The organism is Neobacillus sp. BP17, from assembly GCF_059579525.1.
Window position 1 is genome coordinate 4,354,962 of the sequence record NZ_CM184198.1, and the last position, 13,997, is coordinate 4,368,958.

A 13,997-nucleotide genomic window follows, 5' to 3' on the forward strand; every position below is an offset into this window, starting at 1 on the left:
CCTTGATTGGAGCCTCCTTAATTGGCGCCTCCTTGATTGGTGCTTCTTTAATTGGTGCTTCCTTAATCGGCATTGCTTTGATTGGTGCTTCTTTTATGGGTTTCTCTTTGACTAACGGCTGCTCAGCAAGCGGCTGTTCTTTCTTCATTCCTAAAGTGATTTTTGTACCGGGTTTAGTTCCCATTGGTGCTTCTTTCTTTATTGTTCCACCTGAAGTTGGGACCTTTATTTTCATACCGGGCATAATCATATCAGGGTTGCTGAGCTGTGAATTCAACTTTTTCAGCTCTTCAAAATTCACTCCGTACTTCTTGGCAATCTTCCAAAGAGTATCCCCTTTCTGTACGATATGGATCTTCACTCTGATTTCCCCTCCTATGGCATAAGTCCATATAGTCTATGTGAAAATGGGCAAAGTGCTATCCTTCTTCACAAAAACTTATGCTATTTTTCAAAAGAATATGAATCCCGCCTGATGAATTCATGAAATATAAAAAGATGCAATCAGGAAAAATTGCATCTTTCTATCTCTTACTATGAATTTATCAGCATCCGCTCGAGAGCCAATTTTGCATTTTCCGCAACCTCAGGACTAACCTGAATGATATTATTTGTCTCCTCAAGTGTATCAAGGCTCCATACCAAATGAGGCAGGTCAATTCTATTCATCGTTAAACATGGACACATATGCGGATTTAACGAAATGATGTTTTTATCCGGATGGTTTTGAATTAAGCGATTGACAAGGTTCATTTCTGTACCGATTGCCCAAGCCGTTCCAGGCTCCGCGGTTTCGATGGCCTTAATAATATAACTCGTTGAGCCTGCCATATCGGCTAATTCTACTACTTCGCGGCGGCATTCCGGATGAACAATGATTTTCATCTTAGGATATTTATAGCGAGTATCAATCACATTTTGTACCGTAAAATTTTCATGAACCGAACAATGTCCTTTCCAGAGGATGACCTTAATTTCTGACGTGTCACCTTCATACTCAAGTTCATTTGTAATTGGGTTCCAGACTGCCATTTCATCTAATCCTACCCCTAGTTCGACGGCTGTATTTCGGCCAAGATGCTGATCGGGTAAGAATAAAATTCGTTCCTTCATTTCAAATGCCCACTTAACCATCGTCTCGGCATTAGAAGAAGTAACCGTTGCCCCGCCATGTGCACCTACAAACGATTTAATAGCAGCTGTTGAGTTAACATAAGTTAATGGAAGAATCGTATCACCAAAGAGTTCCTGAAGCTTTTCCCAAGCTCTTTCAGTCTGCTGAAGATCAGCCATATCAGCCATCGAACAGCCTGCGCGCATATCAGGCAGAATTACCTTTTGGTTTTGATTCGTTAAAATATCCGCTGTCTCTGCCATAAAATGAACACCACAGAACACAATAAATTCAGCGTCAGTGTTTTTTGCTGATAATTGTGCTAGTTGTAAAGAATCACCGGTGGCATCAGCAAACTGGACCACCTCATCTTTTTGATAATGATGACAAGGGATATAAAGACGAGAACCTAGTTCCTTTTTGACCTCGATGACCCGATTTTCTAGTTCTTCTCTCGACATTTGTTTGTATTTTTCAGGAATCATATTTTTTTGTAAAGCGGCTAGTAGATTCATGTTACTCGTCTCCTTTATTCCATTGCACTTTTACACTGATATCTAGTGCTTTATAAGAATGAGTTAAGTACCCGAGGGAAATATAATCGACACCCGTGTCACGATAATCAGCAATATTAGCCAATTGGATTCCGCCAGAGGCCTCAGTAATAATCGTCGATGGAACCAATTGAATGAATTCTTTAATTTCATAGGGGGTCCGGTTATCAAACATGATTACATCTGCCCCCGCATTTACCGCTTCCAGCACCTGAGCTTCCGTTTCCACTTCGACTTCCACTTTCACCATATGACCCGCCTTTTTTCGAACCGCTTCTACCGCATTCGAGATGGAACCAGCAAAAGAGATATGGTTATCCTTGATCATGACCCCATCATATAAACCGAAGCGGTGATTATAGCCGCCTCCACAGCGAACCGCATACTTTTCAAGCATGCGAAGCCCTGGAGTAGTTTTCCGAGTGTCACATATTTTCGTATGGCCGCTATCCAGGGTATCGACCGTTTTTCGTGTGAGCGTGGCAATCCCGCTCATACGTTGGACTAGATTCAGGATCACTCTTTCTCCTTTTAATAAATCAGCTATTTTCCCAGAAACTTGGGCTAATTTATCACCATAGTTAATTGCTTGGCCATCCTTCACAAACACATGCGTGGATATTTCGTTATTTAGCAGCTGGAAGCCTGTCTTAATAATTTCCTCTCCACAAAAAATCCCTTGGTCTTTTGCAAGAAAAACAATTTCTCCATTTGTTTCCTCTGCAAAGATTAAATCAGTGGTAATATCCTGTTCCCCGATATCCTCTATAAAAAACTTCTCAAGTTGCGAGCGCAGTTTCAATGTGTTCATTGGACTTTTTCCTTCCTTGTTTCAAGTTATGAATAATTGATTTTCTTAACCAATGGTGATTATCTTCTTTCGGGCAATCACATCGAAAGTGCCCTCCCCGGCTTTCTGTCCGTTTTAAAGCTGCATCTGTCATTAGCTTGGCAGTGACCAGCATAAAAATCTTTGTTATCTGTTGCGTTGTACAGGTATCCAAATGGATCGTTTCGGCCCTGAATTGCTGTAACCAGGCTTGCTGTTTCTTTAAATTCCCTTCATTACGAACAATTCCCACCCGTTCCATCATTGAATCCTTAATTTGTTGGACATGCGGTAAATGTATTGCTTTCTCTTTTTTAGGATGACAATCAGGAAGTATTGGTTCTACTTGGGAACCTTGCCATCCTTCATTTATCCACTTCGATAACTGTTTCCCTTGAAATAATCCCTCTAACAAGGAATTACTTGCTAGTCTATTCGCGCCGTGTAAACCTGTACAGGAGGCTTCGCCGATAGCATATAGTCCATTTAGGGAAGATTTTCCGATTAAATCGGTTTTTATTCCGCCCATTAAAAAATGGCTGCCTGGAGCTACAGGAATTTTTCCATCTTCAATCCGGATCCCGTTGTCCTCACAAAGGGATGTAATCGAAGGAAATCGTTTCCTAAATTCTTCAATGGAACTTATATCCAAATAGATCTGCTTTCCTTTTTTCAAGTATTCATATATTCGTTGGGAGACGATATGTCTCGGCCCGAGATCTTTTAAGGGGTGAACGCCCTCCATAATGCGGGTCCCATCTTCTGTAACAAGAATGGCACCCTCTCCCCTGACAGCTTCAGAAACTAAGCCCTTTGTTTCACCGTTTATATATAAAAGTGTGGGATGAAATTGGTTAAATTCCATATCAACGATGTCCGCACCGGCTAAAAAAGCCATGGCAATCCCATCACCACTGACGGTTTTGGCGTTAGAAGTGTAAGTATATAGCTGACCACAGCCCCCCGTTGCGATAATGACATGCTGACCATAAAAATAATGGATGGATCTTTTGGATGTTTTTGCTTTAACACCAATACATCGGTTTTGTTCGTTATTTAAGAGTAATTCATAGGCGAAGACATTTTCTTCGACAGTGATATTTCGCTTTTGCTTGAGCACAGTAATTAGATACTCCATGACGTTTTTACCAGTGGCATCACCGCCGCCATGAACTATTCGCTTTTCACTGTGTGCCCCTTCCATCCCAAGAAACAATTCACCCTGTTGATTTTTATCAAAAATCTCGCCATGGCGAGCCATATTCTTGATCAGTTCCGGCGCCGCAGTAATAATTTCCTGAACCACATCTTGATTGTTGTGAAATCTTCCTGCTTCAAGTGTATCGACCACGTGCTTAGAGGGATGGTCGTTCTCCCCCAGTGCAGCCGCAATCCCGCCTTGAGCAAGATAAGAATTAGCCGTTCGTAATTTTTCCTTTGTGAGTATCCTCACATTTAAATGGCTAGATAACTGAACAGCCAGCTGCATGGCGGCTATTCCACTTCCAATTATTAATACGTCATCATTTGTCATGTTGACCCTCCTGACATAACAGGTGTCTTGACATATATATTTACATAGAATTAAACTAAAAACAAGTATTTTTATAGAAAAGTAGAAACACCCCGTCCTAAAATAAGAAGAATGGGAGAAGAATCATGAAATATTTTGATTATGCAGCGACCACTCCACTAGACACAGAAGCAGCTGAGGTATATGTAAAAGTGGCAACAGAATACTTTGGAAACTCCAGCAGTCTCCACGATATAGGCGGACAATCAGCTGCCTTACTTGAAAATTGCCGCGAAGAATTGGCCAATTTAATGGGAATTGATAAAAATGGGCTGTTCTTTACAAGTGGCGGGACAGAAGGGAATTTTTTAGCAATCGAGTCATTATTGTCCTCTACTAAAAAAGAGGGGAAACATATCATCGCAGGCATGGCGGAGCATTCATCCATCCATGGAGTCCTAACTAGATTAAAGGAAAAGGGATATGAGATCACCCTGCTTCCTCTTAATGAAAACGGCCTGATTGATCAAGAACAGTTGGTCCATTCAATTAAGCGAGAAACTATTTTACTCACCCTGCAGCATGTGAATTCTGAAATTGGCACCATCCAGCCAATCGATAAAATTGCCAAGATTTGCAAGGACAACGAAATCCTTTTCCACAGTGATTTTGTTCAGTCGTTTGGAAAAATAGATATAAAAAGACTAGCACCACTTGTCAGCAGTTTTACTTTTTCAGGTCATAAAATCTATGGCCCAAAAGGCATTGGTGGAGTATACGTCGATCCTCAGCTTAAATGGGAGCCTTTTTTTCCAGGCAGTTCTCATGAACGCGGATTTCGTCCAGGCACTTTAAATGTTCCTGCCATTGCCGCGATGACAGTTGCTGCCCAGAAAATAACCACAAAATTGCCAGAGGATTTAAATAGAAATGAATTACTGCGGAAAGCTTTTATTAATACACTTGAGCCGATTCAAGAAAAGGTGAAAATATATCAAGCAGCCGATGCCTCTCAGCAGCTCGCCAATATCATCGGGCTCCGAATTTCTGGTATTCAGGGTCAATGGATGATGCTTGAATGCAATCGGCATGGATTTGCCATTTCAACCGGCAGTGCCTGTCAAGTCGGCAGGCAATCCCCCGCAAAAGTGGCTCAAGCCCTAGGTTTAACCTCTGAAGAAGCAAAAGAATTTATCCGTATTTCTTTCGGTCAATCAACGCGCTTGGAAGATGTGGTAGAACTGGGGGAGAGGATCGTGAATATCGTTCATGCCTTCGAGGCAGCTGCGGTTATATAAAAAATTTAAACTATGCTAAAATAGGGAAACAGCAATAGAAAATAGGAGGAATTATATGGTTGAGCAAAAAAAAATATTGGGAGAAGAAAGGAGGTCCTTCATTTTACAACTACTAAAAGACAGTCCTGTCCCGGTGACAGGAAGTGAATTGGCCAATCAAACTAATGTAAGCAGACAAGTGATTGTCGGAGATATCACGCTTCTTAAAGCAAAGAATGAACCCATTATTGCCACGAGCCAAGGTTATATTTATTTAAAGCAAAACACCAGCACTTATTCCTTTGAACGAACAATCGCCTGCAGACATTCACCTGATGACACCGAAAAAGAACTAAATTTGCTCGTTGACCATGGAGTATTAGTGAAGGATGTCAAAATTGAACACAAGGTTTATGGAGATTTGACTGCCTCAATTATGGTTTCTAATCGCCAAGAGGTGAAACAATTCATGGCAAACTTACACAAGACCAGAGCAGCCCTGCTATCTGAACTAACCGAGGGAATCCACCTTCATACGATTTCAGCATCAAGCAGCCAAGTCTTAGATGAAGCAGAAAAAGCATTAAAAGCAGAAGGCTTCCTAATTGAATCATAGTAAAACCTCACAAAAAAAGGACCCTAAAATCGGGTCCCTTTTTGTTAGTCTAAACTCACCAAAACAGATGGATAACTGCCAAGTAATGTAACACCGCAGCCTAATGCTTCTATTTCTGCTATTGCTCCGGGAATCAATACATCATCCAATTTCATCTCGAGATCAATAATGAAAAAGTAATTGCCAATTCCTGTTTTCATGGGTCTTGATTCAATCTTTGATAAATTCAATTTTCTCCAAGCAAAGGCAGATAATACCTGATGAAGAGCTCCAGCCTGGTCTGATGGAAGTGTAACCATCAGCGTTGTTTTATAATGGGTTGATTCACTAATCTTCTGAAAATCAAGTTCTTTCTCGGAAAGCACAACAAATCGCGTATGGTTATAATCAAAATCATGGACATTTCTTTTTACAATCGATAACCCGTATTCCTTTGCGGCGAGTTCATTGGCGATCGCTGCAATTTTCAACTCAGGATGTTCCATTACCATTAATGCCGCTGCCGCTGTTGATGAGACGCTTTCAAATGGGACACCTTTTAAATGGTTATGTAAAAATTTATGACATTGGGCAATAGCATGGGAGTGACTATACACCCTGCTGACATCCTGCCAATTTTCCTGATTATCTGGATGTACCATCAAATGCTGCTTGATCGGCAAGGTGATTTCACCAATAATGGGTATTTGGACTTCTTGTGTTAAATAATCGAGTGTAATATTCACTGAGCCTTCTAGCGCATTTTCAATTGGAACAACAGCCAAGTCTACTTCTTTATCAACTATGGCATCCATGCTTGCAGGAATTGTTTGATAGGGCTCAAGTTCATATTCTTGAAATACCTTTTTTACAGCTAATTCTGTGAATGTAGCTTTTGGTCCTAAGTATCCAACTTTCACTGTTTTCCCCACTCCTTATTTTATAAAAAGAGAGCTGAGAGCCGGTGGTAGATTGTCCTACACACCTGTTCCCAGCACTTCTACCTTCTCTACAAATTCGAGTTTCCTAAGCTCCTCAAGTAACTTATCTATTTCCATCGTGATGTTTGAAGTGTTTAATGAGAGTGTTACATTTGCTCTGCTTTGCAGCGGAATCGTCTGGTGAAGGGTGACAATATTGCAGCCTGAGTTTGCAACGACACTGAGCAAGTGTGACAGCGTACCTGAGCGATCTTCCAAATGAAAGAAAAGTGTAATAATCTTTTCTTTTTTAATGGTTGAAAACGGAAAAACAGTATCTCGGTATTTATAAAAGGCACTTCTGCTTAAATCTGCTTTTTGAACAGCTTCCGCAATGGATTCCGACTTCCCTCTTTCCAGCATTTCCTTCACATCTATTGTTTTTTTCATGGCTTCCGGCAAAACATCTTCACGTACTAAGTAAAATTTTTTATCCATTTTATCACTCTACCTTACTCTCTTTAGGACACGTTCTCTTCTACTCAATAAACTCAAATTCAAACTCCATTAATTTCACAATATCCCCGTCTTTTGCTCCTCTTTCCCTCAAGGCTTCATCTACACCGAGACCACGAAGTTGACGTGCAAAACGGCGAACAGATTCTTCTCTCGAGAAGTCTGTCATCTTAAAGAGCTTATCTGTCTTTTCACCAGATACGACAAATGTGCCATTCGGTTCTCTTGTAATTTTAAATGCTTCTGGTTCTGCCTCATGCTTATAAAGAACACGGTGGACACCCGTTGTTTCATCTTCCTCATTATGCTCAAGTGGAAATTCAGGTGTTTCCTCAATCTTATCTGCAACAGCATACAATAATTCACGAAGACCTTTTCTTGTTACGGCAGAAATTGGGAAGATCGGATAATCCTCATCGAGCTGTTCTTTAAACTTTTTCAAATTTTCCTCGGCTTCTGGCATATCCATTTTATTGGCGACAATAATTTGCGGACGCTCAGTCAAGCGCAAATTATATTCACTTAATTCACGATTGATGGTCTGGAAGTCCTCGAATGGGTCCCTGCCTTCCATCGCAGACATATCAATGACATGAACAATTACCCTTGTCCGTTCAATATGACGCAAGAATTGATGACCTAAGCCTACACCTTCACTTGCCCCTTCAATCAAACCTGGAAGGTCCGCCATGACAAAACTACGCCCATCTTCTGTTTCGACCATCCCCAGATTCGGAACAATCGTTGTAAAATGATACTCCGCAATTTTCGGTTTTGCCGATGATACAACGGATAAAAGTGTTGATTTCCCTACGCTTGGAAATCCAACAAGACCGACATCAGCAAGCAGTTTTAATTCAAGGATTACTTCCCGCTCTTGACCTGGTTCTCCATTTTCAGAAAGCTCCGGCGCAGGGTTTGCCGGGGTGGCAAATCGTGAATTTCCGCGCCCGCCACGGCCGCCTCTGGCAATAATTGCTTGTTGACCATTTTCAACTAAATCTGCAATCACTTCTTTCGTCTCGGCATCAATCACCACTGTTCCAGGCGGTACCTTGACAATCATATCCTTTGCACCGGCTCCGTGTTGGTTTTTGGACATGCCATGCTCCCCGCGTGGTGCTTTAAAATGACGCTGATAACGGAAATCCATTAATGTGCGCAAGCCTTCATTTACTTCAAAAACAACATTGGCACCTTTCCCGCCATCCCCACCTGCTGGACCGCCTTTTGGTATATATTTTTCTTTACGGAACGCGACCATTCCATTACCGCCGTCTCCGCCTTTTACATAAATCTTCGTTTGATCAACAAACATCTTATTCCTCCAGTCTGCATTTCAAATCAAAAAATGTCACGAAAAGCGTCTTAACTTTTCCTACTTTTTTGATAGGGTATATATACTTCTAATGCGAATTCACTTTCTGATAAGTCCTTGACCACGATGTCGAGTAGACTAAATGGTTTGGATAGGAATTCAGTCATTACTTCGCTTTTTATTATTATCCCGCTAAAATCAAAAAAGAAACGAATCCCCTTTGATTCCGGGTCTATTGTTACGGATAAATGATTTTCCTGAAAGGCTTCGATCGTCTCATTTAAACATGAAAATAAAAGGGATGTCCACTTTGTCAAAAGCTCCTCATTGATTTGATCTACTTTCTGATCATGGAGGACTTCATATTCAAGTTTAAAGAAAGGATTCTCCCAATTTGATTTTAACAAGAGTGAGGCAAACAAAGGCATTTTCAAATTCGAAAGTTTTGACTCGTGCTGCGTTTCGATAATGATTTCATCGATGACCTCTTTTGCCCGGTCGATTCGATTTAAATCCAAGTTCCCCTTAATTAATTGAAGCCTATTTAACCAATCATGCCGAGCATGCCGCAACACTTCAACAATATCCCAATCTTTCTCCATACGTACACTCCCACATTAAGTGTCACAACACTAGTTTGCTGATAGTATATCAAAAAATGAACCATGAGTAAGCTTATTTTGTGATGAAAGTTATTTAGAGGCAAAAAGAAGCATCTACGTAGCGTTTCCCGAAGTATAATATGGAAGGAAAAATTCGCTGGAAAAAAGAAAACTCTAACCAATCAGGTTAGAGTTTTCAAAGAATCCTTAAGCTTCTTGAGCTACTGGATAAACGCTCACTTTTTTGCGATCACGGCCGACACGTTCAAATTTTACAACGCCGTCAACTTTTGCAAAAAGAGTATCGTCGCCTCCACGGCCAACGTTTTCACCTGGGTAAATCTTTGTACCGCGTTGACGGTAAAGGATTGAACCACCAGTTACGAATTGTCCGTCTGCACGCTTAGCACCAAGGCGCTTTGCGATAGAGTCACGTCCGTTTTTTGTAGAACCTACACCCTTTTTAGATGCAAACAACTGAAGATCTAATTTTAATAACATTTATTCCACCTCCTGCTTTTTGAAGGTAATCTTTATGTGCTTTCCGTATTCTTCTTCAATCGCCCGTAATGAAACAGCCATCCCTTCGAGAAGAATTTGCACTTTCTCTTGCGTGTTTTCTGGAAGACCTTCCGGAATCACACAGCGGAGAAAACCATCTGCTCGATGTTCCAGATCAGGAGTGACACCAGTTAGTTCATGGACCGCATTAATCGCACCAACAGATACGGCTGATACGCCTGCACAAACAATGTCTTTCCCACGATCTGCAAACAATGCATGTCCGCTCATTTCGAATGAATGAATCGTTCCGGACTCAGTACGATAAATCGTAATGTTAATCATCTATGATCCAACACCTTACGCGTTGATTTTTTCGATGACTACTTTAGTGTAAGGTTGACGATGACCTTGCTTCTTACGGTTGTTTTTCTTCGCCTTGTACTTGAAAACAATGATTTTCTTTTGACGGCCTTGTTTTTCAACTTTAGCTGTAACTGTAGCACCTGCAACAACAGGAGAACCTACTTTTACGTTTTCACCGCCAACGAAAAGAACCTTGTCAAAAGTAACTGTTTCACCAGCTTCAACATCTAATTTTTCGATGTAGATAGCTTGGCCTTCTTCAACTTTCAATTGCTTACCGCCAGTTTCGATAATTGCGTACATGAACTGCACCTCCTTATAAACTCAGACTCGCCATACACAGGCGCTTTAAACTTTAGTTAAAGACTTAAGACCTGTTCTGTGCGGTTGTAGCACGGGTGCGCTACAAACATAACATTAAAATCCTAACATATTCTAGGCGAAAGTGTCAATACAATTTTAGAAAGATCGTTTATCATCCAAACCTTTTGATGCAATCTCATTTTTATTGCCAAACTGTTTAATCACATAATAATGGCGGTCAGACGGCTGAATGGAGAAAAATAACTTTAGATGTAAAAGCTCTTCTAATGCTTCCCTGTGGGCTTCATTTGTCCCTAGCAGCTGTTCTTTCACCTCAGCGGTTGTTTCCACCAGGACAGCTTCAAATTCAGAATAGCGGTGCTCTAATAGCTCTCGTTCAAGTCGAAAGCCTACCGTTTCTGGACTGAGAATCCGGCCTGTCCCATCACACACTGGGCACTTCACCTCAAGTGCCTCGGAAAGAGTAACCTTCGTTTTCTTTCGTGTTAGTTGAAGAATTCCTAATGGCGTAAAGCCAATGATTTTTGTTCTTTTTTGATCCTTGGCTAATTCCGATTCGATAAGTGCATAAATGGCCTGCTTGTCCTTTTCACGTTTCATATCGATAAAATCGATGAGGACGATTCCGCCAATATCGCGCAGACGCAGCTGACGCACGACTTCCTTCGCAGCCAACTGGTTCGTTTTTAACACGGTTTCCTGATAATCCGTCTTCCCGGAAAATTTACCTGTGTTCACATCAATAATCGTCAGTGCTTCCGTTTCATCAAAAATCAGGTAGGCGCCTTGATCAAGCCAGACAATTCGTTTGAGTGCTTTATCAATTTCATGCTCGATCTTATGTACTGAAAATATATTTTCTTTACCGCTGTAATAACTATGTTTAACCCGATTATTCTGCTTCTCAGCCAGCTTTTTTAGTGATAAGTCATCGACGATTACCTCTCCGTCTGACATTTTCCCTATCTTATCCAAAATCATTTCGATGAAAGTATCTTTTTGAAAAACAATCCCCGGCTTTTTTAAGCCAGTTGTTTTCTGCAGCAGTTGTTGATATTGTTCGCGCAGGTTGGTTAGTTCATTGTGTATTTCTTCTTCGGTACTTGAAAGGGAGGACGTTCGAAAAATCATCCCTTCTTCGTCTGTCTTTAAGTGACTGCCAATTCGCCGTAAGGTTGCTTGCTGTTTGTCATCAGCAATTTTTTTTGAAACGGCTACATACCTACCCTTGGGCATGTAAATCAGATTGGGACCCGAGATTTCAACAATCCCCGTTACTCGGGCACCTTTCGTGCCGGTTGCATCCTTGTCGACTTGAACAAGCATTTTTTCCCCTTGATGGACGAACGAGCTGACGTTTTTTTGTTTATCAACGGATTGGAGATACGAAGGAAGAACATCCCGGTGTAAATACGCATTTTTCTCCTCGCCAATATCAATGAACACGGCATTCATGCCGGGCAATACTTTCGTCACTGTCCCAAAATAAATATTACCGACCAGTGATTGATGTTCTGGCCGGTCAAAGACGATATTTTCCACACGGTTATCCTTTATATAAGCCAATCGCTTTTCCCGTGAGTTGTAGTTAACTATTAATGTTTCCAAACAAGCGACCTCACTTTTTTCTTCTTATTATACCTTTTTAATGGGCCATGATAAACTTGCTAGTTGATTTCCGCTCCAGGCGCTTCGCTTTCCGCGGGCGGTCCGGGGAGCCTCCTCGGCGCTAAAGCGCCTGCGGGGTCTCCCCTGCCCCGTCCTCCCGCAGGAGTCTCGCGCCTTCCGCTCCTATCAACATAGTATTAATAATAAGAAAAGAGAAGGTCGCTGATTTTGTCGGTTAGGCGTTTTTCGGTAAAGTAGGCGTGTAAGAGCTCGTTTTCATCCAGCATTCCTTTTTCCTTGCCATCGGCTTCGACGATGATTGGATGTTTGCAGCCGCGTTGAAACTTTTCTAAAACGTGAATAAGTAAATCCTCTTCATTGGCCTCAATTGGTTTCAAAGTTTGCAGACTCGATTTCTTCCCATAATAGCGCTCCAATAAAAATCGCATAAAGATAAAGCGGCGCTGCTTCCACTCATGGTAGAGCGAAAAATAAAGGAAGGCGATGATGACCCAGACATTAATATGGGTTGGAGCTGCAGCCACAATAACCAGCGAAAAGATCGACAAGCTAACCAAGGAAAGGATAAGCGTTAAGCGATGGGCGCTCGGGAAGGAACTTTTTAAGGAAAGCAGTAAGAATACCAGTTTCCCGCCATCAAGCGGCCAAACAGGAAAGAGATTGAATACGAATATCATTAGATTATAGCTAAAAAACAAGTGAAATAGGTCCACGGATATCAGGTCCATGCTAACCAATCCATAGGCTAAGGCCACCATCCACACATGCTGGAGCGGCCCTGCTAGAACGACAATCATCTCTTCTTTTAACGGGCGATTGCCATGCTCATCCATTTCGGCAACCCCGCCAAATGGCAGCAGGGTGATTTTTTTGATTCTCCATGAAAAAAAAGAAGCCGCAGCAGCATGCCCCAATTCATGAATGAAAATGATCCCAAGTAATAAGCAAGCCTCAAGGAAATGAGCTGTGGCAACTGAAAGTGCAATGACAATCCATAACAATGGATGAATAGTAATTAGTCGTAGTAAATTTATGGCTCTATTCAAAGTCAATCACCTGAATTGGGTCGATAAATTTATCATCTTTTTTAATGGCAAAGTAATATTTACCTTTGCTTTTATCCTCACCTGTGGATCCAGAGACGGTGCCAACTACTTGTCGTTTTTCAACATACTCATATAATTTAACGTCGATTTTATCTAAATTTCCATACCATGTTTCCGTTTTATCGGCATGTTGAACGACGACTGTCTTCCCCAGACCTTCTTTTACACCTGCAGACATCACAAAGCCCTCATTAATCGTTTGTACGGACGCCCCTTTTCCCGTTTCAATCATAATTCCCTGCCCGTTCTTTTCGAAGTTTTCGAGGATTTTTCCCATTGCTGGAACGGAAAACTCAGTTTCAGCCACCTCTTTTTTCTCCGTTTGATCTTTATTTGAAAAAGGCAAGAGGGCTAAAGGTTTCCCAAATTTGCTTTCGTACCAGTTTGATACAGTCGCAAACTTAAAATCCTGGTCCATTGTTTTATTCACCAAAGCTCTTGCAGGATCAAAGGCAGTGGAATGGTTCCGAAATAATATCGCAATCACTAAAAACAGGAGGACTGAAGATAAAACTTTGAAAAAGAAAACTTCCTTCTTAAATAATGGATGTCCATCATCGCCGTCACTCCCTCCTGGAGGGGTATACTGATGAAAGCCATATTTTTCATCGTCACTAGGCCATTCAATTTGGCGGTCGGGACTTTTTACAGATGTAGTGCCATTATCATTTTTTCGCTTGGCGATTCGTCGCCGAATTTCTTCCGGTGTAGACCGCGCCATTTCCATCCACCCTTTTCACACTAATTTGTACAAGTCTATGAGGGTGAATGAAAGAGTATGTCTTAAAAATAAAACAACCTGTCCACAAGAGAGTGGACAGGCTGATAAAAGG

Annotated in this window: 15 protein-coding genes, 1 pseudogene and 1 other annotated feature; of the genes and pseudogenes, 2 read left to right on the top strand and 14 right to left on the bottom strand. The window is 41.4% G+C overall.

Going from position 1 to position 13,997, the window contains the following annotated elements; genetic code table 11:
- Nucleotides 1-226: 226 nt before the first annotated feature.
- From safA to nadB, 4 genes and pseudogenes are all read right to left on the bottom strand, one after another.
- Nucleotides 227-361: pseudogene (gene safA, locus AC4QJR_RS21320) on the bottom strand (SafA/ExsA family spore coat assembly protein); the annotation flags it as partial.
- A gap of 173 nt (nt 362-534) precedes the next feature.
- A complete protein-coding gene (nadA, locus tag AC4QJR_RS21325) occupies nt 535-1,629 on the bottom strand; it encodes a quinolinate synthase NadA (protein ID WP_496524107.1) in 1,095 nt (364 codons plus the stop codon).
- A gap of 1 nt (nt 1,630) precedes the next feature.
- Nucleotides 1,631-2,479 (bottom strand): carboxylating nicotinate-nucleotide diphosphorylase, encoded by an 849-nt coding sequence (gene nadC, locus AC4QJR_RS21330; protein WP_496524108.1) that lies wholly within the window; start codon nt 2,477-2,479, stop codon nt 1,631-1,633.
- Entirely contained in the window at nt 2,448-4,031 is a 1,584-nt protein-coding gene (gene nadB / locus AC4QJR_RS21335; protein ID WP_496524109.1) for an L-aspartate oxidase, read from the bottom strand. The genes nadC and nadB overlap by 32 nt, the downstream gene beginning before the upstream one ends.
- Before the next feature lie 125 nt (nt 4,032-4,156).
- Here nadB and AC4QJR_RS21340 point away from each other — a divergent pair, with 125 nt between their 5' ends.
- Nucleotides 4,157-5,308 (top strand): IscS subfamily cysteine desulfurase, encoded by a 1,152-nt coding sequence (locus tag AC4QJR_RS21340; protein WP_496524110.1) that lies wholly within the window; start codon nt 4,157-4,159, stop codon nt 5,306-5,308.
- A 55-nt stretch (nt 5,309-5,363) separates the two neighbouring features.
- Nucleotides 5,364-5,903: a transcription repressor NadR gene (locus AC4QJR_RS21345; protein ID WP_496524111.1), complete on the top strand. Its 540-nt coding sequence runs from the start codon at nt 5,364-5,366 to the stop codon at nt 5,901-5,903.
- A gap of 44 nt (nt 5,904-5,947) precedes the next feature.
- Here AC4QJR_RS21345 and pheA read toward each other — a convergent pair whose 3' ends face one another.
- The 10 genes from pheA to AC4QJR_RS21395 form a co-directional block, all read right to left on the bottom strand.
- On the bottom strand, nt 5,948-6,802 hold the full coding sequence (gene pheA / locus AC4QJR_RS21350; RefSeq protein WP_098575624.1) for a prephenate dehydratase: 855 nt from the start codon (nt 6,800-6,802) through the stop codon (nt 5,948-5,950).
- A 57-nt stretch (nt 6,803-6,859) separates the two neighbouring features.
- A complete protein-coding gene (locus tag AC4QJR_RS21355) occupies nt 6,860-7,300 on the bottom strand; it encodes an ACT domain-containing protein (protein WP_098575625.1) in 441 nt (146 codons plus the stop codon).
- Nucleotides 7,301-7,340: 40 nt separating this feature from the next.
- Nucleotides 7,341-8,636 carry a GTPase ObgE gene (obgE, locus tag AC4QJR_RS21360; protein WP_098575626.1) on the bottom strand — a complete coding sequence of 432 codons (1,296 nt, stop codon included), beginning with the start codon at nt 8,634-8,636 and terminating at the stop codon, nt 7,341-7,343.
- Between the two features lie 50 nt (nt 8,637-8,686).
- Nucleotides 8,687-9,238, bottom strand: coding sequence for a Spo0B C-terminal domain-containing protein (locus AC4QJR_RS21365; RefSeq protein ID WP_496524112.1), 552 nt, complete (start codon nt 9,236-9,238; stop codon nt 8,687-8,689).
- A gap of 207 nt (nt 9,239-9,445) precedes the next feature.
- On the bottom strand, nt 9,446-9,739 hold the full coding sequence (gene rpmA, locus AC4QJR_RS21370) for a 50S ribosomal protein L27 (protein WP_026563442.1): 294 nt from the start codon (nt 9,737-9,739) through the stop codon (nt 9,446-9,448).
- Nucleotides 9,740-10,084, bottom strand: a complete 345-nt coding sequence (locus tag AC4QJR_RS21375; protein ID WP_098575628.1) for a ribosomal-processing cysteine protease Prp — start codon at nt 10,082-10,084, stop codon at nt 9,740-9,742.
- Between the two features lie 15 nt (nt 10,085-10,099).
- The gene (gene rplU / locus AC4QJR_RS21380; RefSeq protein WP_026563440.1) at nt 10,100-10,408 is read right to left on the bottom strand and encodes a 50S ribosomal protein L21; all 309 of its coding nucleotides are present in this window, start codon (nt 10,406-10,408) and stop codon (nt 10,100-10,102) included.
- Nucleotides 10,409-10,421: 13 nt separating this feature from the next.
- Nucleotides 10,422-10,504: a sequence feature (ribosomal protein L21 leader region), on the bottom strand.
- 60 nt (nt 10,505-10,564) lie between these two features.
- A complete protein-coding gene (locus AC4QJR_RS21385; RefSeq protein ID WP_496524113.1) occupies nt 10,565-12,037 on the bottom strand; it encodes an Rne/Rng family ribonuclease in 1,473 nt (490 codons plus the stop codon).
- A 197-nt stretch (nt 12,038-12,234) separates the two neighbouring features.
- Nucleotides 12,235-13,104 (bottom strand): M50 family metallopeptidase, encoded by an 870-nt coding sequence (locus AC4QJR_RS21390; RefSeq protein ID WP_496524114.1) that lies wholly within the window; start codon nt 13,102-13,104, stop codon nt 12,235-12,237.
- Nucleotides 13,097-13,885, bottom strand: coding sequence for a peptidoglycan DD-metalloendopeptidase family protein (locus AC4QJR_RS21395; RefSeq protein ID WP_496524115.1), 789 nt, complete (start codon nt 13,883-13,885; stop codon nt 13,097-13,099). The genes AC4QJR_RS21390 and AC4QJR_RS21395 overlap by 8 nt, the downstream gene beginning before the upstream one ends.
- Nucleotides 13,886-13,997 lie beyond the last annotated feature (112 nt).